General features: G+C 54.7%; 18 protein-coding genes. 4 read left to right on the top strand and 14 right to left on the bottom strand.

The window, feature by feature from the left end:
* Positions 1-34: 34 nt before the first annotated feature.
* From cobM to SADFL11_RS25765, 7 genes are all read right to left on the bottom strand, one after another.
* Complete coding sequence (gene cobM, locus SADFL11_RS14990) at positions 35-808, bottom strand: precorrin-4 C(11)-methyltransferase (protein ID WP_008196495.1); 774 nt, start codon at positions 806-808, stop codon at positions 35-37.
* Positions 805-2,649 carry a precorrin-3B C(17)-methyltransferase gene (gene cobJ / locus SADFL11_RS14985; protein WP_008194303.1) on the bottom strand — a complete coding sequence of 615 codons (1,845 nt, stop codon included), beginning with the start codon at positions 2,647-2,649 and terminating at the stop codon, positions 805-807. The genes cobM and cobJ overlap by 4 nt, the downstream gene beginning before the upstream one ends.
* Positions 2,619-3,344, bottom strand: a complete 726-nt coding sequence (gene cobI / locus SADFL11_RS14980; protein WP_008189776.1) for a precorrin-2 C(20)-methyltransferase — start codon at positions 3,342-3,344, stop codon at positions 2,619-2,621. Before cobI ends, cobJ begins: the two co-directional genes overlap by 31 nt.
* Positions 3,341-4,540, bottom strand: a complete 1,200-nt coding sequence (locus SADFL11_RS14975) for a bifunctional cobalt-precorrin-7 (C(5))-methyltransferase/cobalt-precorrin-6B (C(15))-methyltransferase (protein WP_008195814.1) — start codon at positions 4,538-4,540, stop codon at positions 3,341-3,343. Before SADFL11_RS14975 ends, cobI begins: the two co-directional genes overlap by 4 nt.
* A 228-nt stretch (positions 4,541-4,768) precedes the next feature.
* Positions 4,769-5,434 carry a precorrin-8X methylmutase gene (locus SADFL11_RS14970; RefSeq protein ID WP_134853048.1) on the bottom strand — a complete coding sequence of 222 codons (666 nt, stop codon included), beginning with the start codon at positions 5,432-5,434 and terminating at the stop codon, positions 4,769-4,771.
* Positions 5,435-5,524: 90 nt separating this feature from the next.
* Positions 5,525-5,770: a DUF6732 family protein gene (locus tag SADFL11_RS14965; protein ID WP_134853047.1), complete on the bottom strand. Its 246-nt coding sequence runs from the start codon at positions 5,768-5,770 to the stop codon at positions 5,525-5,527.
* A gap of 474 nt (positions 5,771-6,244) precedes the next feature.
* On the bottom strand, positions 6,245-7,756 hold the full coding sequence (locus SADFL11_RS25765) for a PP2C family protein-serine/threonine phosphatase (RefSeq protein ID WP_008193518.1): 1,512 nt from the start codon (positions 7,754-7,756) through the stop codon (positions 6,245-6,247).
* 299 nt (positions 7,757-8,055) lie between these two features.
* On the opposite strand from SADFL11_RS25765, the gene SADFL11_RS14955 reads away from it, so the two are divergent.
* The 3 genes from SADFL11_RS14955 to SADFL11_RS14945 all read left to right on the top strand — a co-directional run bounded on the left by SADFL11_RS14955 (position 8,056) and on the right by SADFL11_RS14945 (position 10,571).
* Complete coding sequence (locus SADFL11_RS14955) at positions 8,056-8,574, top strand: glycine cleavage system transcriptional repressor (RefSeq protein ID WP_008188756.1); 519 nt, start codon at positions 8,056-8,058, stop codon at positions 8,572-8,574.
* Between the two features lie 102 nt (positions 8,575-8,676).
* On the top strand, positions 8,677-9,078 hold the full coding sequence (locus SADFL11_RS14950) for a DUF2946 family protein (protein ID WP_008195169.1): 402 nt from the start codon (positions 8,677-8,679) through the stop codon (positions 9,076-9,078).
* A gap of 86 nt (positions 9,079-9,164) precedes the next feature.
* Positions 9,165-10,571 (top strand): PepSY-associated TM helix domain-containing protein, encoded by a 1,407-nt coding sequence (locus SADFL11_RS14945; protein ID WP_040451394.1) that lies wholly within the window; start codon positions 9,165-9,167, stop codon positions 10,569-10,571.
* 52 nt (positions 10,572-10,623) lie between these two features.
* Here the strand turns inward: SADFL11_RS14945 and SADFL11_RS14940 are convergent, their stop codons facing one another.
* Positions 10,624-11,913, bottom strand: coding sequence for an Hsp70 family protein (locus tag SADFL11_RS14940; protein WP_008192285.1), 1,290 nt, complete (start codon positions 11,911-11,913; stop codon positions 10,624-10,626).
* Positions 11,914-12,432: 519 nt separating this feature from the next.
* On the opposite strand from SADFL11_RS14940, the gene SADFL11_RS14935 reads away from it, so the two are divergent.
* Complete coding sequence (locus tag SADFL11_RS14935) at positions 12,433-14,853, top strand: hypothetical protein (RefSeq protein WP_008192891.1); 2,421 nt, start codon at positions 12,433-12,435, stop codon at positions 14,851-14,853.
* 344 nt (positions 14,854-15,197) lie between these two features.
* Here the strand turns inward: SADFL11_RS14935 and SADFL11_RS14930 are convergent, their stop codons facing one another.
* The 6 genes from SADFL11_RS14930 to SADFL11_RS14905 form a co-directional block, all read right to left on the bottom strand.
* Entirely contained in the window at positions 15,198-18,626 is a 3,429-nt protein-coding gene (locus SADFL11_RS14930; protein ID WP_008196191.1) for a DEAD/DEAH box helicase family protein, read from the bottom strand.
* A complete protein-coding gene (locus SADFL11_RS14925) occupies positions 18,626-20,824 on the bottom strand; it encodes a GmrSD restriction endonuclease domain-containing protein (RefSeq protein WP_040451396.1) in 2,199 nt (732 codons plus the stop codon). Before SADFL11_RS14925 ends, SADFL11_RS14930 begins: the two co-directional genes overlap by 1 nt.
* A gap of 91 nt (positions 20,825-20,915) precedes the next feature.
* Positions 20,916-21,443, bottom strand: coding sequence for a hypothetical protein (locus SADFL11_RS14920; protein WP_134853044.1), 528 nt, complete (start codon positions 21,441-21,443; stop codon positions 20,916-20,918).
* A gap of 55 nt (positions 21,444-21,498) precedes the next feature.
* Entirely contained in the window at positions 21,499-22,431 is a 933-nt protein-coding gene (locus tag SADFL11_RS14915; protein ID WP_040451398.1) for a hypothetical protein, read from the bottom strand.
* On the bottom strand, positions 22,431-23,621 hold the full coding sequence (locus tag SADFL11_RS14910) for a restriction endonuclease subunit S (RefSeq protein ID WP_134853043.1): 1,191 nt from the start codon (positions 23,619-23,621) through the stop codon (positions 22,431-22,433). Before SADFL11_RS14910 ends, SADFL11_RS14915 begins: the two co-directional genes overlap by 1 nt.
* Complete coding sequence (locus SADFL11_RS14905; RefSeq protein ID WP_008194275.1) at positions 23,618-25,153, bottom strand: type I restriction-modification system subunit M; 1,536 nt, start codon at positions 25,151-25,153, stop codon at positions 23,618-23,620. The genes SADFL11_RS14910 and SADFL11_RS14905 overlap by 4 nt, the downstream gene beginning before the upstream one ends.
* Positions 25,154-25,546: the final 393 nt, after the last annotated feature.

Below are 25,546 nucleotides of genomic sequence, written 5' to 3'. Positions count from 1 at the left end.
GGATCAGTGAGGTGAAAGGCAATTGGCGACGCGCTCAGCCTTTGGCCTTTTTCTTCGGTCTCAGGACATGCACGTGATCTGCATCATAAAGCGCGCTGTCTCTGAAATCCTGACCGGGCTTCAAGGCGTGACCAACGAAGATCAACGCTGTGCGCGTAATCTTTGCCGCCCGAACCTTTTCCGCAATGGTTGACAATGTTCCGTGGATGAAAGCCTCATCCGGCCATCCGACACGATAGGCAATGATTACAGGGCAATCTGCACCGTAATGTGGCGCAAGTTGCCGCTCAACTTCGCGCAGGTTCCGGATGGACAGGTGGATTGCAAGCGTTGCACCGCTTTTTCCAAGCGTGTCGAGATCCTCGTTGTTTGGCATTGCCGAGGATTTCATGGCCGTCCGGGTCACAATTACGGTTTGCGCGACTTCGGGTATGGTTAGTTCAGTTTTCAGTGCAGCGGCGGCCGCAGCAAAAGCCGGAACACCTGGGGTCACATCATAGTCGATCCCGAGCGCTTCCAGGCGGCGCATCTGTTCGGCTGTCGCACCATAGATCGATGGATCGCCGGAGTGGACACGGGCCACATCCTGGCCATTCTCATGGGCGGTCTGGATTTCAGCAATAATCTCGTCGAGGGTCATAGGCGCCGTGTCGATCACCCGCGCGCCTTCCGGCGCTGCAGCGACAATCTGCTCCGGCACCAGCGAGCCTGCGTAGAGACAAACGGCGCAGTTCTGAATGAGCCTCAAGCCACGAACGGTGATGAGATCCGGATCGCCGGGACCCGCGCCAATGAAGTGAACGGTCATGCGGTTTCTTCCGTTTTTTGGTCTTTCGGGGCGTCGATACGTTTTGCGTAGCCGCGCGGCGTATAGACGAACTTCCTGCCGTCTCCCCGTTTGACTGCCTTCGAATTGGACGACCCGACCATGACTGTCGTCAGCATGTCGACATCATCCACCTCAAGTTCGGCCAGTGTCAGCACGCGCGAGGTTTCTTCCGGACGGCCCAGATTTACACCGAGCACAACCGGCGTTTCCGGCGGCCTATGTTTCAGCAGGATGTCCTTGGCAGCGGCCAGCTGTGTCCGACGCCGCTTTGACACCGGATTGTAGAAAGCAATCACAAAATCCCCTTCAGCCGCAGCGTTGAGACGTTTTTCGATCGCTTCCCATGGGGTCAGCAGATCGGACAGTGAGATCGCACAGAAGTCATGGCCGAGGGGCGCGCCGATCTGTGCTGAACACGCCTGAAGGGCGGAGATGCCGGGTGCGTTGGTGATGCTGACTCGTTTAGCGGCATCGGACACGCCGCCGTTGTCTGCGTCGCGATCCAGAAGTTCGTAAACAAGGGCTCCCATCGCGTAGATACCGGCATCGCCAGACGAAATCAGCGCTACGTTCTTGCCTTTGCCTGCCTCTTCGAGCGCAAACCGCACGCGGTCTTCTTCTGCACCCAGAGGGAAATTGTGGTGGGTCTTGCCCGTGATGTGAGAGGCGACGATTTCCAGGTAAAGCGAGTACCCAACGACATCGCTTGCTGCGGCAAGAAGGCGGGTTGCCTGCGGCGTGCGCCAGTCGTCCTTCCCCGGGCCAATGCCGATCACCGACAAGTGGCCCCGGCCACGGCCAACTGTCATTCCGTCAAGCGGTTCCAGCGCACGAGTGATGGCGCATGTGGCGTTTGCGGTCTTTTGTTTCTCGACCACCAATCGGCCTTCGCGGCCAACGGCCGCAAGTGCTGCGCCTTCGGCCACACCATGGCAGCGCACTTCAGAGTAGACCACTTCCGACGGGTTCTTGAGGCGCGGCTTTTCAAGCTCCAGCGTTTCCGCCGGGAAGAGACGTAAGGGGGCATCCAAATGGGCGGCCAACGCATTCATGGCAGCCTCATCGGCTTTCAAGTCGATAGTTGCGACACAGGCGACAGCGCCCCTTGCAACGCCCTTAACCGCAAGATGTGTGTCGACCAAATCGATCAGTTCTTGCGGATCGCAGCCGCGGGCACAGCCGACGCCAACTACATACCGCTGCGGATGATAGACAAGCCGTGTCGGTGTCCCGTCGACAGGTTCATCGGTTGCCAAAAGCGTCAGTTCGGCATCCTCGGCAATGGTCAGCTTGTCCCGCTTCAACCAGTCTGCGGAGCCCAATACCTGAACCGGCGCGCCGGACAGGAGTTCGGCCATGACCGGTTTGGCGTCTGCCGGATTTGCGAGTTTCCAGCCCTTGGGCGGTGCATCCAGTGCAATACCAAGGGCGGTGTCACCTGCAGTGGTAATAGCCGCATGACCGCCAAGGGCTTTTGCGAGAAGGCGCGCCAATTCGTTGGCTCCGCGATGACCGCCGAGTAGCGGGACGATGCTGGAGCCATCTTCAGACACGGCCACGACGGGCGGCTCGGTCCGCTTGTCCGACAGGATCGGAGCCAGCGCCCGGATCAGAATACCGCTGGCGCAAAAGCCGATGATCGGATGCCCGGCCTTGAACAGCATCTGAATGTGTTCAATCGTCTCGTTGAACTGCGTGTCGGCGGTCGGCACACGGCCGGCAAGGCCATGGATTCGAGCCGTCGAAAACCGCTTGGCGATGTCTTCGGCGGTGTCGAGGCCAGCCTGGTTCAGGACGAGAAGGATGGGGGAAGCGTCCACGCTTCGTCTCCCTTATAGATAAGGATCATGGAAAAATACGGGGCTTTGTCCGTATCAAGATCTTGAAGCCGGTAGACCTTCTGTTCCGGCAGGCTTGCGCGTTCAACGTACCCGGCGCGGTCGAGAAGGTTCATGTCGTCAAGAAGTGCTTTCAACCGCGGTAGATGACGGCCAACCTTCATGATGGCAACGGCCTGGGCTTCTTCGATCTTGGCGCGGATATCAACATCAGGCAGCGGGCCAGGAATGACAGTCAGAACGTCGTTGCGGGATGTCAGTGGCCGCATCAGCTGCGCTGCGCAAGCGGTCAAGGAAGTCACGCCCGGCACAACTTCACACGGGAAACGTCCGGATAGGCGGTCGAACAGATACATGAAGGACCCGAAGAAAAATGGATCGCCTTCACACAGCACGACCACATTTTCACCGGTTTCCAGAACCTTTGTGATTTCTTCAGCGGCCTTGTCGTAGATTTCCTGGGCGGGAAAGCGGTCGACACGCATTGGCACAACAATCGGGATCTCCCGGGCGTGTTGTGGGATCGTGTCAGCTGCGATCGACCGCGCAAAACTCTCGCCGGTATCGGGCGCTGGATAGGCTATCACCTTGGCCGATGAGATCAGCCGATGCGCTTTCAGGGTCATCAGTTCCGGGTCACCCGGTCCAAGACCAATTCCATAGAGCGTACCGCTCATGACTTCACAAAACTCCACTGGGTGACCGGCATTGCCGGCCTCCATCCGGTAAGTCCACCGACAGCGCTGGCCCGTTGAACGGACAACCGCTTCAAATCGCCGCCATGTTGCTGATAGGCATCAAGGAGAACCGCTTCGCTTTCAAGCGTGACAGCGTTTGCGACCAGGCTTCCCCCAGATTTCAATGCCGACAGGCAGGTTTCTAACACGCCGTTCGCAGTCAGGCCGCCGCCGATAAAGATCGCATCTGGCTCAGGTAGGTCGTGCAATCCGTCCGGCGCGGTCGTATCAATCAGGTCAAGGTGCGGAACGCCAAGGGAACTTGCATTTTCCGCTGCCATCAGTCGCCGTTCTTTATGAGGCTCCAGGCCAATTGCTTTCGTACGATCTGCAGCGCGCAGCCACTCGATCGCCACTGACCCGCACCCGGAGCCAATATCCCACAACAGCGCGCCGGGATAGGGCTTAAGTGCCGCGAGGGTCACCGCGCGCACTTCCTGTTTGGTCATCTTGCCATCGTGACGGAAGGCCTCATCTGGAAGGCCTGGAACACGTGAGTTAACGGCGGAGCCGGGGGACGCAACAGCCTCGATACCAAGAGTGTGAAAATCCGCGACGTCTTTTGACCATTCCTTGGCGATGCCCGAAACAATCCGCTCTTTTTCACCTCCAAGATGCTCAAGGACGGTCATGCGGCTCGCGCCATAGCCTTCGTCTTGCAGAAGCTTGGCAACGTCGCGCGGCGCATGGCCATTGCTTGTGAGCGCGAGCAGCCGGGCGCCCGGATAAAGATGACAGCGCAGCCGGTCAACCGGCCTTCCGTGCACCGAAAGGCATTCGCACTCCTGAACCGCCCAGCCGAGCCGTGCTGCAGCCAGCTGGAACGCGGAAGATGCCGGGAACACAGACATTTCACTGGATGGGAAATACCGCGCGAGGCTGGAGCCAATTCCGTACCACTGCGGATCACCAGTTGCGAGCACGGCGACAGAGCGGCCTTTCAGAGCAGCCAAGTCCTCGAAAACCTTGGAAAAGGGGGAGGGCCACAGGCGCTTTTCGCCGGATAATCCCGGAACCAGATCAAAGTGGCGGGCACTGCCATAGACGATTTCCGACCCGGTCAGCGCAGTTTGCGCGGCGGCCGAAAAGGAACCGTCTTCGCCCAATCCGACCAGGGTCAACCAAGGAGAGTTCATGTGTCCCCCAGTTTGTAGGGCCGAATAGCGACTCTGGTGGTCAAGTGTGCTGGTTTTCCGTTATCTGACACAACCGGCTGTCGTTTGCCACGGGACTTGTTCGGTTTGGTAGAAGAACCATCTCCGGACGGGGCTTGACCGCCTGGCTGGGATAGAAATCCGCGGGAACGCAAGGATTTGGGTTTGCTGACGGATTTCATTGCGGGCTTACGATCATCGGCCGTCATATCAACCCTCTTCCGGCAAACCGGCGGCAAGGGCATTTACGGCAGCGGCTGCCATGGCCGATCCACCCCGGCGGCCCTTCACGGCAAGATAGGGAACGCTATAAGGGTTGGCTGCCAGCGCGTCCTTGGATTCCGCCGCACCGACAAAACCCACCGGGAATCCAAGTATGACTGCTGGCTTCGGCCCGCCGGCAGCGATCACCTCAAGAACATGAAACAGCGCGGTCGGGGCATTGCCAATAGCGACAATTGCCCCGTCCAGCCGATCGCGCCAAAGCTCGACAGCAGCGGCTGACCGGGTTGTTTTGAGCTCAGATGCAAGGCCGTGGACCGAGGGGTCATTCAATGTGCAGATGACTTCGGAGCCTTCCGGGAGCCGATTCTTGATAATGCCATGCGCAACCATCTCCACATCGCAAAACACCGGAGCTCCTTTTGCGAAAGCTGATTGCGCCGCTTCCAGAACGTCATCCGACCACGTCAGATCTTGTGGTAGATCGGTCATGCCGCAGGAATGGATCAACCGGACAGCCGTTGGATGCAAGGCATCTGGGATATGTGAAAGGTCTGCTTCCCGCCGCACGATAGAAAAGGATTGGCGGTAGATTGCCGCCGGGTCCGTCTCATATGCGTATTGCGGCGTGTCATTGGCTGGCAAAAGCGTCACTCAGGTGTCCGTGGTAAAAGGTTGCGCGGCAAGTGAAATGCTAAGACCGGATGCCGCTGAAATAGCAATCTGCATAGGGATAATCTGCGATTATGGCGTCGGATTTTCCGCAGTTTCACCGGGCTCAGCATCTGCTTCGTCGCTGTCGGCTGCACTGTCCTTGTCTTTCCGGCTTGCCCAAGCAACGACACCAGCAATGAGAGCTGCACCTGCAAGCGCTGCGGCGCCAGCCCAATGGGCATGCCCGGCAAGTTCGCCCAAGTGGCCCGCGTGCGCAAATGCGGCAGAAGGTGCAGAAAATGGGAGCACGGCAGACAGGATAATCCTGAGGGTCATGGTCTCTTCCAATCATAGTGCCGTTTAGGCAGACATTATGCAGCCGGCGGATAAGGAAGAAAGAAAGGCACACGGCCCCGGCTGCAACTTCTACTGCTTGCGGAGCGATATACCTTCAACAGCTCCGGCATTGGCCCCCGATATGGGTCAGCCGCATCCAGAATCTCTCTCAGTCCCTAAATGGACGCCGTCAGATCGGCGCACAGTACGGGACGGTCTTGTGGGGATCAAGCATCAAAACGACACGATATTGACGGGCGCCGCCATACCTTCCTAGTGAGGTGACTGAGTCCGACAAGCGGTTGCGTCAAACAGCCAATTTACATCGCCCGTTAAAGGCGGTAGGGGTTTTTACGTAGCCTGTGGAGGGGCTCAGGCCGGCGCCTCGCCGGCGCTTCCAGCGCTGTGATGCGTTTGGAAACGGCGGGTGGCTCTTCGGGTCATCCGCCACTCCTGAACTTCCTGGACTTTCTGTTACCTGCGGCGGGCAATGAGCAAGGTAATGTCGTCAAACACGGTCGCCGATCCGATATGCGATCTTAGGTCGGCAATCATCGCCTCCAGCATCCGCGCAGCGTCCTTGCGGCCGTGTACCTTGGTGCTCGCGATCAAACGATCCAGGCCATACATTTCGCCCTTGGAGTTTTCCGCCTCCGTAACGCCGTCCGTGTAAAGGACAACCGTGTCTCCGCTCTCAAAGGGCATGGGCAGTGGGCGGACAAATTCCGAGATGTTGTCTTCCAATCCGACCGGAAATCCAAGGTCGAGCGTGTCGACTGTTTCCACAGCACCTGAGCGCCGCAGCAAAATCAACTCTTCATGCTGGCCGGTCAGGGTCAGTTTGTCGTGCTCTATATCTACAAAACACAAGGTCAGGTGCTTGTCGGTTTTCGTGCGTTTGATGTTGCGGCAGATCGCATTGTTGAGGGCAACAAGAAACTGTTTGGGGTCGCTCGGACCTTGTTCTTGAAGGGCGACGGCAACGGATTGCACCATCAGCATGAGGACGCCGCTCTCAAGGCCATGGCCGGTGACATCGCCGATTCCGATTTTGACGCGGTCCCCAAGTTGCAAGACGTCATAGTAGTCTCCGCCGACTTCATCGGCAGGTTCCATGAAGGCGGCGACTTCCAGCTGATCAATCTCACCCAATTCGTTCTGGGTCGGCAGGACCATCATCTGGATCTGCCGCGCAACTTCAATTTCAGCTCCAAGGCGGACATTTTCCGACGCCAGCTGTTTGTTCAGGTGGCTGATTTCCGAGTTCGCCGCTTCCAGGTCGCCGTTCATCTTGTGAAAGCGATACGCCTGACGCCATTGCAAACCGGCAAAAGCAATTCCGAAGGCACCAGCGCCCGCGAAATAGGTCAGCAGGTATTTAAAGGACCAAAGATTTTCCGCGATAGGCTGGTCGATCGTAATCGCCTGAATTCCGCGGATGTCGCCAACCACCCAGTCCGTTTTTGGGCTCTCTGGATGAGTGTTGTGGCACGCGACACACGAAGCTCCCATATAAACTGGCGAAGCGATTTGAACTTGGCGGTCGAACATGGATCCCGTAAAGCCGATCTCCAGGTCTTTGGGATCCCGGGTCTCCCGGAAGTCAGCCAAGGCCTTTTGCTCAAAAGCGGTGAGTTCATAGGGCTCACGTTCTGTGAACGGCAGATCTGAGACGAACCGGTATTCCAACGTACCTTGATCGCCGATGACGTCCCCGAGCTCAATTGACAGCGTTGCCGGAATGGGAATTCCGCCATCCCGTTCGTGGTATTCGTGCGTTGGTTGAATGTCACCACTTGCGCTTTGCACGCGTCCTACGACATTGCGGGCGTAGTACGTCCGGATCTCGGTGATTGCCTTGTCGAGATCAATGGCTTGAGAACGGAGGGACTGGTCGGAAATCGTGCGCAGGTCCATCCAGACAGCGACCGGCAGCAACGCGAGCGCCAGTAGGACCACGACAGCGAAGATAAGCGGGCGATCCATGAATTTGAGCCAGAAGCGATCTAGTGTTTTCAAACCGTTGTGGGGTTGCATTCTGCGTTTACCGCTTTCTGAGGTACCATTGGGAGTAGGCTGCTGCGTAAGTGTCCGCGATGGAAAATGAATATAGGGGCACCCTGGTAAATTCTAAATGACCGCCGTAAAATCCGCGGGTCGCGGGACGCATCTGGGTCGGCATAGAGACGCACGGTGTTCTTACCTATTTTGTACGGTCACTTGTTTTCTCAATCCTGAAATGTCAACAAGAACTGTAACAACCTCGATCAAACGGGTGCCGTATCATGCAAGACCATCTCGTGTTCACAGTCATTGCCGAAGACCGTTCTGGGCTTGTCGAGAAGATCGCTGACGTCATCGCAGGCGCAGGAGGGAATTGGATCGAGAGTTCCATGGCCCGACTTGGTGGCGAGTTTGCCGGCATCGTGCGCATCTCTGTTCCTGCCGAAAACGCCAGCCAGTTGACTGCGGCGCTGGAGGCACTTGGAACAGACGGGATCGATATCACGCTGCGGTCCGGCCATGGTAGCGACAATGAAGCACCTGGTGCGTCCGCCCATCTGGATCTGGTATCGCAGGATCACCCGGGAATATTGCGCGACATCACCCACATTCTGAGCGAGCACAAGGTCAGCATTGAGCACCTGGAAACGTCTGTTGAAGCGGGATCGATGCAGGGCGGTCTCCTGTTCAAGGCCTCTGCGGATTTGAGGCTCCCAACCGGACTGACACCTGCTCAACTGAGCGACGCGCTGCAAGCAACCGCGGCGGATCTGATGGCCGACATCAGCCTTGCCGAGTAAGGCGCCAGGCTGGCTGTTCCGGCACATCTGTTTTTTAGATTTGTCTTTGCTCGGGATCTACCTTAAGCACTCAGCCGTTCTGAAGTGAGGGGCATCAGGATCTTGGGCGAACTCCGGCAAAACATCCGGAAATTGAACGCAGCAGTCATTGTACTGCTGCTGCCGTTCCTGCTGTCTGCCCTTTTGCCGCAAGGCTTCATGCCAACGCTGCAAAAGGATCAGGGCTTTACGGTCGTCCTGTGTACACCGGACGGCATGAGAACCATCACCCTAGATGCCGACGGTAAAGAACTGCCGTCTGGACCGATGGGTGATGATGAAGGCAAAGCATCAAACCACTGTGTATTTTCCGGTGTTGGAGCGGTGGTCGTGCCGGTCTTGGCATCGGACAGCGCCTTACCGGTCTTCGCTTCGCTGGCAATTCCGTTCTTTGCCGAAGCGCCACGGACAAGCTCGCTGAACCGCAGCCAGAACGGGGCACGCGCTCCGCCTCTTGGGATCTGATCTTCCCGAAATCCATTTTGAAATTGATATGAACCGGACCGCCTCCAACTGTCTTTGAGTGGTGGGGCATCCGGTATGGAGATCCCATGAGTGATATCTCACATAACGTTCGAAGTGCATCCGCACCGAACGCGTTCTATCGCGCTGCCTGGCGTTGGCACTTTTATGCCGGATTGTTTGTCGTGCCCTTCCTTATGGTCCTCGCGGTCACAGGCATGATGATGATGTACATCGGTTACATTGATGGCCGTGACGGCGAAAAAATTACTGTGTCTGTCCCTCAAGATGGTCAGCCGCTGAGTGTGTCCGAACAAGCGAGCCAAGCCCTGAAGCAACATCCAAACGGGGTTGTTGTGGAGTGGCTCAAAGGGCGGACTGAAAACAACGTTTCAGTTTTTCGCCTCAAAGCCGACGGTGTTCAGTCGATGGTCGCTGTCGATCCTTACACTGGAGACGTGGTTGAGAGCTGGGACCGGCGCAAGGGTTGGTACGACTTTGCTGACGGCATCCACAGTGATCTCCTGCTTGGAACACCGGGCGACCGCCTTCTGGAGATTGCAGCCGGTTTGTCGATCGTGTTGGTGGTTACGGGTCTTTACCTTTGGTGGCCGCGTGACCGGTCCTTTGTACAGTCCGTCGTTCCAAACTTGACAGCCAGGGGACGAGACTTCTGGAAGGGGCTTCATTCCAGTATCGGGATCTATGTTTCTGTCATTCTGCTGGCGTTCTTGATCACCGGCATGGCCTGGACCGGTATTTGGGGAAGCAAGATCGTTCAGGCTTGGAACACCTTCCCTGCGGAAAAATGGAACAATGTTCCCTTGTCCGACAGCACACACGCTGCAATGAACCACGGTCCGGTTGGTGAAGTCCCCTGGACTCTGGAGCAGACACCTATGCCGGCTTCCGGCTCAGGATCCGGGGTTTCTGGAACGCGAGAGGGCGCGCCTGTGACGATCGACAGCATCGCGGATTTGGCAGCAGCAATCGGCTTTAATGCCCGATATCGTATTTCCTATCCCCAAGGAGACACGGGTGTGTGGACCATCAATCAGGACACAATGAGTTCTGATGCTGAAGATCCCTTCTCAGATCGCACTGTCCACATTGATCAGTATACCGGCAAGATTCTGGCGTCTGTTGGGTTTGCCGACTATTCGCTTGCCGCAAAAGCCATGGCTGTTGGCATACCCCTGCATATGGGATTGGTGGGGCTTTGGAACCTGGTGCTCAACACACTCGCGTGCCTGTCAGTGATCTTCCTGTGTGTGAGTGGTGTTGTCATGTGGTGGATGCGCCGCCCGAAAGGTGCAGCACTCCGGATCATTGCGCCGAAGACACCGGAGAACATGCCGCATTGGCGTGGTGCGATGATCTTGATGTTGTTCCTCTCGCTGGCGTTTCCGCTTGCCGGCGTGACCCTTTTGACGGTGCTGGCGCTGGATTATGTGCTGGTCAAACGCATACCGGTTCTCAGAAAGGCCTTTGGCTAACTGATGGACCGGGCTTTCTCATGAGAGCCCGGTCTGTCCCGATCCGAACGTTTTATGCCGCCACCGACCAATCTGCCGCGTCCTGGCGGGCGCCAATAAGAGCAAGCCCGTTGGCCACCGAAGTGAGTTCGTTGCCGCCTGAAATTCGCTCGGCACCAAAACGGTCTGCGAACATCTTCCGTACCGCGGGCACGAATGAAGTGCCACCGGTCATAAACACCCGGTCGATGTCGTCTTCACTCAACTTGGCGCGTTCCAGCGCGCTGTCGAGCGCGCGATTCATCTTCAAGAGATCGGGAGCGATCCAGCTCTCAAAGTCCTTCCGAGCAACGCTTGCTTTGAAGTCAGGGCCGAGCGGTTTGAAAATGAGTTCAGCCTCTTCGTTCGCCGAGAGAATCGCCTTTGTCTCTGAAACTGATTTGTAGAGCGGATAGCCCTGATCTTCTTCGACGAGCTCTATGAACAACTCGATCTGATCTGGGTCTAGGCACCAGCGGAGCAGCTTTTTCATCTCCTTGAAATCATCGGATGTCTTGAAGATGGATAGCATGTGCCAGCGGGCAAAATTTGAGAAAAGGTTGGGCGGGATATCTAGTGTCTTGCCCATGCTTTTGTATTGAGACCCTTTGCCAAGCTTCGGCAGAACGACGTTATCAATGATCCGGTAGTCAAAGGTGTCTCCGGCTATGCCAATGCCGCCGCGCCCCAACGGGTGCGCGTGCATATGACCAGCTGAGGTCTCAAACCGCATGAGCGAATAGTCCGTGGTGCCACCGCCAAGGTCAGCCACAAGAATAGTCGTATCCTGCTTGAGGGACTGGGCGTAGGAAAACGCGGCGCCAACAGGCTCCATGACAAATAGGATGTCGTCGTAGCCGAGTTTACTGAAGGCTGAGCGATACCGCTTCATCGCGAGCTGTTCATTCGGATTGTGACCGGCAAACTCTACGGGCCGGCCCACCACCAATCGGGTTTGAGACGGATTGATCTGCGGATGGGCGCGCTCAAAGGCAGCCGTCAAAAATGTCGCCATCAAGTTCTCAAAATCAAACGGAACGCCAAAAATGCCCGTTCCTTTAAAGGCCGCGCTGGCCGCAAAGGTTTTCAGGGACTGAATGAAACGGACATCACCGAAGCTTTCGAGGAACTGACGGATTGCCCATGGGCCGACTTCAGGATGAGGAGCCTTTGCGGCCCCTTTGTCGAGAAAGCTGAGGACCGATGGCAATGAGGTTACTTCCTCCCGGTCGCCAAGAAATGTGACCGCTTCTGCACTACCGGACATGGAAGCTGTCATCGCCACGGTGTTCGATGTGCCGAAATCAAGACCAATGGTGTGCATGAAAACGGTGTCCTTCTGAAACGCATATAAAAGACCGATCGCGATAATTACGAGCAGTTGCGCAGTCTTCGTGTCAGTAATGTGGGCCGTGCGGAGTACGCTTGTTTGGTGCGAAAGGCAAGCGGGGCGTTAACACCTCAAGTGATCGGCTCGCAGTGACAGCCGTCTGGCGCGTCCTTGGCGATCCACCTTAATGGCTTCCAATGCGAGAGGAACTTCAAAGCAAAATTGCTGCGTTAAACGGATGAATTATTTCGAAAATTCGAAATTAAGTGCATTTTGAGATCAAAACCGTAAGAAGAAAACTCCCGAAAATTTATGGTTAATGGCTCAAAAGATAGTTGTTGTTGAGGCGCGTTTACGAAGTTGTTCAAAATACATCGCATTAATTTAAATATTTAGCCACTTAAGGTCTTGTTAAGGTTATAAAAGCCCTAACCGCATAGGGACGATGCGGCTCTCATTGGGACTAAGCGAAACCTGGCAGGGGGTAATCGTGTCGAATAACAAAGGAAAAAAATGTCTATCGCGTTCAACGAAGAGTATTACCTTGCGAACAATCCGGATGTAGCTGCTGCAATTGATGCGGGCCTGTTCCAGTCCGCAGTAGAACACTTCAATCTGTTCGGTTGGTCAGAAGGGCGTGACCCAAACGAGAATTTCGATACATCGTTCTACCTGTCAGAGAATCCTGATGTTGCAGCCGCCGGTGTTAATCCGCTGGACCACTTTTGGGTTTACGGCGCGGCTGAGGGACGGATCCCGAACCAAACAATTGATACGCTGTTGGGCCAACCGGACATTGGTGGTGGCGACGATGCTTTCGATTCTGCGACGTATCTCGCCGCCAATCCGGACGTCCAGGCTGCTGTTGAGGCCGGATCGTTCACGGCCTATCAGCATTGGGTCCTTTATGGGCAATTCGAGAACCGGGACGGGGCGCAGGCCCTAAGCGGGACAGATCTGTCGTCCGTAGTACTGGATACGCCTTTGGGCAGCGATGGCGATCCCGACGATGGCGATACTGGTGGCAGTACTGGCGGTGGCGGAGCCGGCGGTGGCGGCAGCAGCACGACCGGCAATACGATCATTCTCGAAGCCGGAGCATCTGAAGTGTTGGTCGGCGGCGTGCCGGTGAATGCAACAAACTCCGCAACGGATTTGAACGACACGATTTACAGCACATTCGACAACGCGGATCTGAGTGTTATCGATGCTGGAGATGGTGAGGATACGCTAATCATTACCGGCTTCAACACCTTCATAATCGACGATGTCCGGACGGACGACGCAACTGACGTGTCCGACCAACTTGATATGAGCCTGACCTCCGTTGAAAATATTATTTTTGAGGATGTGATTGGTGAGGTCGACATCGAAGATAAGCACAACGGTGAAAACATAGAAGTTCAGGGAGAATCCGGTGCTCTGGAAGCTCTTACGAAAGCCGATGGCCAGACTTTGGTTGTCGAGAATACAAGTGGAAGCTTTTATTCCGAGATTTTTCTGTCAGACCATTCCAACCTGTCCGTGACGCTTGGGGCAAGTGATGATTTCATCAACGACCTCCAGACCGGGGATGCCTACGTTGATGCTGGTGGCGGAGACGACTTGATTGTCGTGAGTGCCGAAGCTGCGGAAACTGCCACGATAATCGGCGGTGACGGCAGCGAGGACGCGTTGGTCATTGACGCGGACATCACTGCGGACACGCACTATGTCTTCACCGATGCAAGCGGAATTGAATACCTGGACATTTACGAAGACGATTCGCACACAACGTCGGTTGATCTTTTTGATGGCATAAGGTTTCTCGGCGTGTTTGAGGGAAGTGGGCCCCAAGACAGTTGGGTTTACGGTGCCGCGGACCAATGGAACAATATCTTTGAAACCAATTTCGAGGACACAGGCGCGGCGAAAACCCTTGTGCTAACGTCAGAAGGGGACATCGACCTTTCAAGGTACGATGTTGATCTCTCCGGTTTGGGCTTTGGAGGCGCAGGAGGGGTGTTGTTGTCCTCCGGGAACGACTCGCTGACCCTAGGCGCGGAGAACGCCTATTATGTCGCCGACGATGGCGGCTTGATCGACGGCGGCAATGGTACAGACACACTGATAATGGCGGATGAGCTTGAAGATCCATTCGATCTGGATGCCGTCCGAAACTTTGAAACTATTCAATTGGCGGGTAGTGATCAGGGACTGATCATTTCCGACAATACCACTGCATCTGGCGCAACAACGGTGTTTGATGCTTCTGGTCTAACCGGTGGATTGTTCTTCTGCGGGTGCGATGAGCTTGACGGAACTCTTGAAGTGCTTGGCTCGAACTTCGGAGACTTCATCATCCTCGGTGCCGGCGCGGATACCGCCACGCTGGGCAGCGGTGACGATGTGGTGCAGATTGTCGAAGTCGAAAACGGCACGCTTGTCTTCGGAGCTGACACGATCAACGGGTTCACGGTTGGAGTTGATCCGAGCTCCGGCGATGCGATCTCTTTCTCTAGAGACGATGTGGACTTTGATGATACGACAGAACTCACCTTCTCGAGCATTCATGGTGATGGGGCCAACACCGACATATCGGCATTGATCGATCGGGGCTCCGTGTCCGTGCTTAATGTCGCTGAGAATGCCATCATCGACAATGCCGCAGAGCATCATATCATCAACTTCACAGAGACCAGTGCGACAAGCTTCGCGGACGCAATCGGTGCCGGCACTGTCGATGTCAATGATGGTGGAGCCTTGGCCGCTGACACCGCATTTCTTGTCACGTACTTCGATTCGGATGCTGGTGCCGCGATTATCGGGTATGTCGACAATCTGGGTTCCAACAACCTCCTGGATGACGATGACACTGTCCACACGATTGCAAGTGTCGGTATGACGGCAGCAGATTATGCCAACTTCGCAACGAACTCGTTGATGTTCGACTAAGCGGAAAATCGTTGCCCGTCGGGTTCCAATAACCTGGCGGGCAAATTTTATTGGGAAGTTTTGAACGAAGCCTGGCCGCCAGATCCATCTCCAGATGGATCAAAAGCTACACCAAGCGCCACTACATGAGAAAATTAGCGGCGTTTTTGAAGCAGTATATTGAAATAAAATGGCGGACAGAGAGTCCGCCAAAAAATCGTTGAAATTATTGTAAAATATTGTGAAATTGACGAATGTCGAAATAAAACCATCTTCACACCCATCAATAATTGCTTTCTTAAGATATGATACGTTTCTTTGCGATGGAGGCAGCGGGATGGTTCAAAACACCTTCAAATCCTGCCTTAAACTACAGCACTCTTGTTCAGCTCATCAATCATCTCGATCAACCTGTCAGCTCGTTTTATATCGAAGACCTGCTCTGGGCCGCTCGGAGCGACGTCGGTGAACGGGCTCTCGTAGAGCAGGCTTGGATCCATCATTCCCTTGTCGGTTAAGTGCGCGATGATCATGTCGATGAACTCTATCTGTTCCGCTGTTGTACTGGCATCGCTAACAAATTCGCTAAAGGCGTCAACGACCGCTGCACGCTCAAGACCTACCAGAGCTCGAATGAACCGTCCTAGCCCCGCGCTCAAGTCCGCGGCTTTCTCAACCTGCTCAGTATTACCTACACCGGCGGTGATTAGCATGTCTTCAAGTTGATCGAGGTCTTTGGCGGTCAGCGGCTTGCCTCGACGGAGTTTCTGAAGCGTGAGATGATCTTCGTGCTCCAGCAGGAAATGCCGGGCCTTTTTCTTGAACTTTACGAAATCGACTTCGCCGACCTGCGGCAGGTCAACGCCGATCGCTGTACCAAGGTCGTCCTCGAAATTGGTGTAGACGATTGCCTTGCGCTTCTTGTCTATGTGCTGAACCAGATCGCGCAGGCGTAGACGCACGAGTTCCAGGAGGGGGACGGTTATCCCTTCCCACCAATGATCAGTCTGGATGTCTTGTATTAAAGGACTTTGCGCAGCGATGGCGGGAATGGCGGTCTGCTCTTCTAGGGCTGCAGCGATTTCCAAAAGCTGTTGTTTCAACCGGTCGAAAGACTTGTTCGCTTTCAGTAGGGCCAGTTCCAGCGAGAACATCAGCAGGTCGAAACGCTTGGCTTCCTCATTGTCGGAGTTGATTTCGCTCGGCAGCATTGCAACCTCATTCAGAAGCTCGTCACGCTTGTCATCGCTCAAGGTCTTCCAAGCGTCGCGCTGCTGGTATTTCTCAACGGACCGGCGTTTGGGGCGGACAATGAAATTGTCAAGATTCATGCCTGCAACATAATCGATGAGATAGTTGAGTGCTTCGTCGCGGACCGTCGTTTCATCGAGCTGCACCCTATGGTCTAGGTCTCCCGGTCCCAAGTATCCTTCGCCCTCTTCTGCCATGCCGTCATAGATTTCAGCGGACTGTTGCTCGTCTAGGGCCCGGACCAGATCGAACCGTGCTGCAAATAGCCGTTCACTAAGAGACTTGGTATTGAGGCCATCCGACACCTTCGGGTTCTGACTGAAGAATTCAAGGTTTTGGCAGAAGTCGAAAACGTAAAAACAATCCTTGTCCACGTCGGGGCCGAACAAGTCAGGACACAGCCGGGTGCCACGGCCAAGGATCTGCCAGAATTTTGTCTTCGAGCGGATCAACTTAAAAAGCACAAGATTGACCACTTCCGGCACGTCTATGCCTGTATCGAGCATGTCGACCGAGATCGCAATATGCGGATCCTTGTCCTTGATCGAGAAGTCATCGATCAGGCTTTGGGCATAGGTCGTCTTGAAGGTGATGATACGGGCGAAGTGCCCGGCTAGACGCGGATAGTTCGTGTTGAACCGTTCTTCGATGAACTCGGCATGCTTCTGGTTCTTGGCGAAGATAATGGTCTTGCCGAGCCTGTCGCCGCCCGAGACCTTGAGGCCGTGCGTCATGACATGGGCGAGCACCTTGTCCACGGTGTCTGTGTTGAACAGCCACTTGTTGACGGCTTCTGCGTTCACGCTGTCGGGGACCTCGTCCTCGTCCCATTCCAGCATATCCCACTCTTCTTTTTCCGCGTCGCTAAGGTCATCATATTTGATGCCTTCGCGTTGGAATTTGAGCGGGACCGAGATCGCCTCAGGTGGCACGAGGTAGCTATCCTCTACCGCCTGGTCGAGAGGATAAGCATCGGTTGGAACGCCATCCTCGAGATCAAATAGGCCGTAGGTGTTGCGATCAATTTCGTCCTTTGGAGTAGCGGTGAGGCCGACCAGCAGGTTGTCAAAATAATCGAAAATGGCACCATAGCGTTGGTACACGGACCTGTGCGCCTCGTCGATGACGATAAGGTCGAAGTGGCCGGGGCCAAACATGCGGCCTTCTTCGCGCTTTTGGTCGATCAATCCCATCATGGTCGGATAGGTGGACACATAGACGCGTGCCTGCGCCGACTTATCGGTTACCAGATTAACCGGTGCCGCGTCCGGCAGGTGATGCTTGAAAGCAGCCACAGCCTGATTGACCAGCGCGACACGGTCGGCGAGGAATAGAATACGCTTGGCCCAGTTGCAGCGCATTAGGAGGTCCGCCAACGCAATCACGGTGCGTGTCTTGCCGGAGCCCGTCGCCATGACCAGTAGCGCCTTACGCTGGTGGTCCTTTTCGAAGCTCTTGGCAATACTCGCGATGGCACGCGTCTGATAGTATCGGCCGGCAATTTCCTTGTTTACCGGTTCGCCTATCAACGGCTTACGGCTCGTGCGACGCTGGATTGCGAGCTGCAGCTCGTCCTTCTTCAAAAAGCCCTGAACAGCACGTGGAGGATACATCTGGTCATCCCAGATCCAGTGATCGTAACCGTTGCTGTAAAAGATTATTGGCCGTTGACCAAATTTTGCTTCCAGACAGTCGGCATAGAGTTTCGCCTGTTGCTGCCCGACGCGTGGGTCGCGTTTGGTGCGCTTTGCCTCGACCAACCCGAGCGGTTTGCCATCATCACCCCACAGTACGTAGTCGACGTAGCCGATGCCCTTATTGTTCGGCATGCCTACAACCTCATACTCAAGGTCATCGACACCATCCAGAGCCCAGCCGGCTTCCTTTAGCAGGACATCGATGAAATAGTCGCGCGTCTCTGCTTCGGAATAGTCATGTGTATCAGGCCGTTGTTCGTTCTGTTTACGTGCCTCTGCGATCTCAGCACGCATCGCTTTTAATTGATCGTCAAGCTTTGTCTTGTCCCGCAGCAATTGGGCGAGATTCTCGTCGCGCTCTTCCATCTCCTTTTGCATCTGCTGCAAACGGGTAAAGGCTTTTTTGACGATATCATCCTTGCGTGAAAGATGCGCCGGATTGAATGCCAAACCGTCAGCCGGCGGCGACTTACGGGCGTAGGTTCGCGCCAACCAGAAACAGACATGAAAGAGGTCGGTGACGGCCTGCAAGGCGTCACGCTGCGGTGTGTCTCGCGCTTCGTGAACTGCGCGATTGCCGATCTTTATGATCAGCCTAGCCTTCGAGATGATCGCATCACCCGCCGCGCGTTTAAACGTTGGTTCATGCACTAGAGCGGAGAGATTGTCCTGGTAGGGAAAGTTCAGGGATGCATCATGTTTGAAAATCCATTTGACTGCGATTTCCAGTGTTCTTCGAGCATAAAAAGCGCTGGCACGTGGATCGCCATTGACCAACGTCTCCGCCCGCTGCGCAGATGCCTGAACGTCGGGAAACTCAGCCGTAAGGAAGGAAAAGTTGGACATCAGCCGTCACCACCGTTGCCGAGTTGTTGCTCGAGTGACTGCCGGACCAGCCCCAGGGTGTAGGGAATCTCATCAAGTGCGCTGATCTTGACTTCTACCTCTCCATTCCCCCATCGCCCTATCTGGGAGGTGTCTTTGCAGATACCGCGCGGATCGTTGATGTCGGTGAACTTCATATTGAGGGACAGCCGCAAAGCTTTTGCTTGCGGAACCACATCGACAAAGTTGGTCTCTGCCTTGTATGCCACGTAGAGCTTCAAGAATTCCTCGCTCACACAAGGGTCCAAGGCCAGAACGTCCTTGCGAAATGCTTCAAAAAGTTCCCGTACAAGGCCACTGTTCAAATAGGGGTGATCAGCAATGGAGTAGCTGGCGCTCGCTTCCTTTGGCGCCCGGTAGATGCTGAGAATGTCTTCAGCGAGGCTAGGGCCGGGCCACACCCCTGGCGCTTTAGCCGCAAGTTTCTGTGCGCGGGAACGAATTGCTTCCTCATTCCATTGCTCAACAGTGCCCAAACCGTCATTCAACCTAACTGGACTGTTCTTGAAACCACCTACCATGTCGCGTTTATCAACAAACGGAAGATCACTGTATTCGGAGTTGTAACCCGTAAGTGTAAGGTTGCCGAGCGTGTGCAGATATTCTTGATGGATGCGCTGCCAATCGTCGCCGAGTGCCGTCTTCCATTCGATCCGCATGTCTTCATTTTGAGGCATGATGTGTTCTATGGTGTATTCGTCAACCGGGACCCGTTCCTTACGACCATGATTTTCGAACCGGCGCAGCCAATAACTGCGGCTTCTAAAATTGTAGAGATCACGTTTTTGAAGTTCGCGTTGGAACTCGCCATCACCGGGAAAACGGCGGTAAGAGGGCAATAGCAGGAAGTGCGCCTTGATGCTTTCCAGGTAGCGATCCTTCTTCAATGACTTTGTGAAAGTTGCGAAGGTCTTGTTGAGTGAATTTGTCGGGATCATGCAGATCGCGCGGCGGAACACATAGGCTTCGACCAGCCGGATCGCTTCCAGAAAATCTGCTTTTGGGAGTTGTTTGGTGGCATAGTCGGCGTAAAGCTCAAGCAGGAACGGATAGGCGACGTCCACTTTCAGTTCGCGCAAATCATGGAACGCGAAGTTTAGATCTGCATCAGGTTCCGCACCCAGCGCCATCGCACAGTAATAGCCTGCGAAAGCCCGTAATTCGCTTACTAGGGTTTCTACGGCGGCAGTTGATGCGGCCGCTTCGACCTTGGACAGATTTTGTTCAGATATCTCCGGATTGTCTTCCCGTGCTTTCTTTTCCGCTGTTTCTGAGGCTGCGTTCAAAAAGGCGCGTGCGTACCATTTGAATGAATCGTAAACTTCACTCAGCCTTGGGATTTCGCCCGTTTTGACCGTCAGATAGTGCCTCATGAACGCGTCGAACCGCGCACTGTATCCGTCTTGGCCGAAGGCCCTTTCCATTGGACGCCAATAATTCTTGTAGAGCCGGGATTGTAGGTTTGTTTGCAGGCCCATCAGAACAAAATTGCGAATCAGGTCGGCTTGGCTGAGTTCCTTACCAGTAGAATTCATGCTTTCAAAAATAAGCTGCGGATTGTCCTGCCCGCGATTGAGGGAAATATCGACGATGAATAATCGATCCAATCCTCGGCACAGGGCCTCGAGTTTGGTGAGCTTGCCAATTTGTGATTGAAAGAACTTGAATCCCTCATTGATCCGCAAGGATGGATTTTCCGGCAATGGATCCCTGGCCACGATGGCCTTCAATGTTTCCCGGTCTGTCTCCGAAAGCAGCAGTTGGAAGCGGCGCTCATCATCCTCATCCGGGTCAATCAAGTAGCGGTTCCGAACTTTGCGGGCCGAAAACCCCTCGGACAACTCAACAGTCTCACCCTTCTGCTTTTCGAGCGCTTCAGCCAGTGCAGCCAGAAGCAGAGTGACCGTTGTTAAGCGCTGCTGACCGTCGATGACCAGATAAGGAGAGCGGTCGGAATTGGTGGAATCTCTTTGATCAATACCAACGACGGAACCGATGAAATGGATCGAGTGCCCGTCCTCGCGCCCGGCGCGTAAAATGTCGTCCCAAAGCTGCCGACATTCCTTCTCTGTCCAGGAGTAGGTGCGTTGATAAATCGGGATAACGAACTGCGGCGAGTTATTGAGGAACGAAAGAAGTCCGGATTCCGTGGCTTTCATAAGGCGCTCATAAAATTCGACAATATGAAGTCACGTTAGTCAGTCTAGGTGTGTTTCGTCCAGTGCTCTCGTCTGCGTTGCGTATGATTTTTCAAATCATTTTCAGCTTCGGAAATTTTTCGGCAAAGGCGGTCCGGATCGGGTGCCAGTCTTCGTCGGAGATGGTGGGCTTCCACTTCACCTCGTTCATGACCACATAGTTGGCGGCACTAAGGTCGTCCGCGAGACGCTTCTCCATGGCGCCGACGATATCGCGGATCGGCAGATGCTGTTTCATCAAAGTCGCGCGGATTTCCTTGTCGTCGTGATTATAGTCAGCCGGCTTCTCGACTTCAGCGTAGATCGGACCATGCGCGACCATATCGAACTCAACGCAATCTTCCGGCGCGATGCCGTGCTCAGTCAGATGCTTTCGCAATGCGTTCGTGTTCTTGGCACTGCCGAGATGCTGGCCCATTCGGATGTAGACGGGTGAGGCATGTGGACTGGAATTGTCCCCGGTGCGGCCAACATAAAGCAGCTCGCGCCCATCCGGCACAATGATCCGCCAGACATAAAGCCAAAAACCACGACGCAACATCGGACCCGGGAGCGTCAGTGTGTAGGTTCCAACTGTCATGGCATTTTCTTTCAAATCAACACTGTCGATGGATCCCAATTTGAAGAGTTTGGGTTCACCCCGTATAGCACCGATCAGGCTCCAGCTCGGCAATCACGTATGGCGTGAAAGCCGCAAGCATCAAAGAGATGCTGACAAAGTCCTTCATGTCCAAAGGCCGCAGAGCCGCTCTACGCCGGCCGCCGTGTCGAAGCCCAGGATAGTTTGAACCAAACCCATAGAGCTTCTTGCCGACTTCCTTGATTGTTGCATGGGGCCAGTCGAGTTGATCGCACATTGCTCCCAATGTCTCCGCTTCAACGCCCGGATATGTTGCCCCGATTGCCTCGAGCAAGTTGTACTGCTTCTGCAGGCACGTCTTCATGCGTGCCGGCGTCCGCGCAATCTTCAAATCGGCAAATGCGTCGTCAAATTCGGCCAATAGCTCGTTGATATGATCATCACCAGCAGTGAGCCGTTTGACCTCCGCCAGCATCTTTACGAATACTCCCGCGATTGTCGGATTGAGCGAAAATTCGTCCCGGAGTTCGTATCGCAAGCTGAACTTTGACAGGAAGTCCAAGACCAATTCTCGAAATTTCGCTTTAAGCTCCGCTTCTTCGTCGAACGTTTCTAGCGTTCCATACGCTTTTTCCAGAAATGCAACAGCATCCTCCTCTGTTGTCACCGAAGTCAGAGCATTCTTGAAGTAGGCTTGTGTGTCGTCACCAGATAGGGCGTTTTCTCGTGACATTCGGCGCTGATCAAACTCCGCATGGGATTGATGGTAGGCATCGCGAATTCGAAGATATTCGGGGTCTATCAGCTCGCCGTTTTCGTTGAAAGCTGCTGCAGGCGGAGCTGCAGGCACTTCGGGCTCGATTGGTGCTGGAACAAGCTGCCGTATCAACTCGATATAGAGGTCCTTCGGTGCGTTGCGTGCCTTTTTTAATTTGGACCAGATCTCGACCCAAGTTTGCGGCCAAACATGTAAGAGCTCCCCGTTCATCAGAGTTCTCCTGAAAAGGCGCGGTGTTGGAGAGACGAAAATAGAGAGTTCGTCAAATCTTCACAGGTTAACAGCTTGTCCAGTTTTGTTTTTACTGCCTGAGCTTGGTCGGCGAATTCTTGTTGCAATTTCTTTGGAGGAAGCAGAAATGGTAAATTTGACAATTGCGTCTTGTTGATGGACGCAATCCCGGTGGTTTGCTTTGCCGACTTCAGAAAATAGCGTTTTCCGTAATCGCTGCCGATCAACCACATCGCGTAGAGTGGGTGAACGTTGTTTGAAGTCAGTCGAACACGGAAAATGTGGTTTTGGTGAATTGCTTCATGCAACTCGCCTCTCCAAAGACTGCCTCTGCCGAGTTTATCGGGATCGCCACCTTCAGTCAGCAGCAAGTCGTCAACCTGAAGCCGATATCGCCCAATCTCAGCTTCGGTGGCTTCGATAGTCTTCACAATATCAAGCTTAAGCGTCTTATCTTGAACATTCGCAACAGCGAGGTACGGCACGGTTCTTGTGGGTTCACCTCGTAACTTCCGTCCCTTGGTAATACCGGACGCGATGTCGGCAATATCCGAGAGTGAATTGTTTTGGGGCCATCCCTTCGGATTGCTGACCGGATCCCCGAACATCTCCAGAAAGATCGACTGGGTGAGACTGTCGAGCAGGGCGATGGCTTGTTTGCGCTTTTGCCGCAAGCTGTCTGCCTTGTCCAGGATCGCCGAGATCCGTCGCTGCTCGTCGAGCGGCGGGAGGGGGATCGATGAGGCTTTAACGATCTTGTCGCTAACTGCGGGATAGCTGGCACCAGTCGACTTCCCCACCATGTCTTTCACGAACAAAGATGAGCGGACCCAGTGGTAGAGGTATCGTCCTGATAACCTCCCCTCGCGTGGACGAAGCACGCAAAACCCTGTTGAGGCAGTGCATCCGTCGAATTGTGGTGGCACATGAGCTACGCCATTCAAATTTGGTCGAACGGTTGAAACAAGAACATCGCCTGCCTGGACGATCTGGCGAGCACGGCTAGGTGCTTCCGAAGTAGGCATAACGTTCGCGCCGACAATCGACTTTTCGTCCTGGCTGACGGAGCTCAGATCGATATACTGAAATGAGGCAATGTTTGATTTTGCGGGCGACCATGTGGTTATTCGCTCGACATAGTCACCGATGGGCTCGCGGCAAAGGCTCACAGCATCGCCTCCAGTTCATCAAGGCCGGCGGTAATCTCGGCTTCCAGTAACTTCAGCTCGGCGATGATCTCCTGCGGAGGGCGGTGATCGACCGTCTCATGCACCACTTCCTTGTAGCGGTTGATGGACAGATCGTAGCCGGCCGCCGCGATATCGGCCTTGGGCACACAGAAGCTCTGCTGGGTGCGCGCACGTTTCAGCTCTGCGCCATCTTTCTCCCACCAGCGGGCCAGCAGGTCCGGCAGGTTGTTTTTGGTGTGCTCCTCCGCGCTCAGTGCGACCTCGGGTACGGGACCAAGCTTTTCCGCATCCAGCAAAAACTGGCGTTTGTCGTCGAGGCTGAGCCCGTCTGCCTGAACATCATAGAACCAGACGTGATGCGTACCGCCGGAATTGGTCTTGGTGAACAGCACGATTGCCGTCGAAACACCGGCATAAGGTTTGAAGACGCCCGAGGGCAGCTTGATGATGCCGTCCAGCTTGTGATCCTCAACTAGCATGCGCCGCAACTCCTTGTGCGCCTTGGAGGAGCCGAAGAGCACGCCGTCGGGCACGATCACCGCCGCGCGGCCACCGGGCTTCAGCAGCTTCAAAAACAGCGCCATGAACAGAAGTTCGGTTTTCTTCGTCTTGACGATCTTCAAAAGATCCTTGGCCGTCGTCTCATAGTCGAGCGATCCGGCGAAAGGCGGGTTGGCGAGGATCAGCGAATAGGCATCGGTGTCGCCGGCGTGATCTTCTGCGAGGGAGTCCTTGTAACGGATGTCGCCGCCCTCGATGCCGTGGAGCTGCATGTTCATCGAGCCAATGCGCAGCATGGTGGCGTCAAAGTCGTAGCCGTGGAACATGCCCTCATGGAAGTGCTTGCGCAGGTCCTCATCGCGGAAGAGTTCTGGGTTTTTCTCGCGCAGGTACTCTCCAGCGGCAACCAGAAAGCCTGCGGTGCCGGCGGCCGGGTCGCAGATCGTATCCTTCGGTGTTGGCCTGGTCAGTTCCACCATCAACTGGATGATGTGGCGCGGCGTACGGAACTGGCCGTTCTGTCCGGCCGAGGCGATTTTCGCCAGCATGTATTCATAGAGGTCGCCCTTTGTGTCGCGGTCCTCCATTGGGATCTCGCTCAAAAGATCGACGACTTTCGCCAAGAGAGCCGGTGTCGGGATCGTGAAACGCGCGCCTTTCATGTGCTCGGCATGGGCGGTGTCGTTGCCTGCGAGTTCGCGCAGGAATGGGAAGACGTGCTCGGAAACGATCTCGAACATTTCCGCAGGGGCCTTGTCCTTGAAGCGAGACCATCTGAGATCAGAATAAGGGCGGTCGCGCGGATCGTTTCCGTCTGGAAAAATCACCCTTTCGACAGGCTTGTCAAAGCGGGTCGCCTTGCGCTCCTCCAGCGTTTGAATGTCGTCCAGGCCGCGCATGAACAAGAGGTATGTAATCTGTTCGATCACCTCGAGCGGATTAGCGATCCCACCCGCCCAAAATGCATTCCAAACACTGTCAATCTTGCTACGCAGCTCACCGGTAATCACGGTCGTATCCCTTGAATCAAATTTCCCGATTGCAATCTAGGAGGGTGGAGTCTTTGAGTGAAGACTTTTTTAGAAAGTCAGCCGTTCTTTTTGGTCGGCGAACATAAGAAAGAACTGTAGTCCGGAGTGGGAAAAAAATTTTAAGAAAAAGCGGGATGCTTCATTTCCTAATTTATGGGTGTGATTTCCTGTTGCGATACCCAAAAGGTATGAATTTCAATCTGTTAAGATCTTCAAACAGGAATCGGAAACGGCAAATTAATTTTCCAAAAAACATTCAAATGATACGCTGCAACCGCCCCGCAGGGGGTGGGGTCCAGAAAGAACCTATGGTGGGGGGCATGATTTTCCCATCTGTCCTGACCCCGTCTATATTCTCAACGAACTCTGTAT

Source organism: Roseibium alexandrii DFL-11 (assembly GCF_000158095.2).
Classification (GTDB): Bacteria; Pseudomonadota; Alphaproteobacteria; order Rhizobiales; family Stappiaceae; genus Roseibium; species Roseibium alexandrii.
The sequence above is the reverse complement of the archived record's forward strand: the minus strand, read 5'-3'. Positions and strand labels throughout refer to the sequence as shown.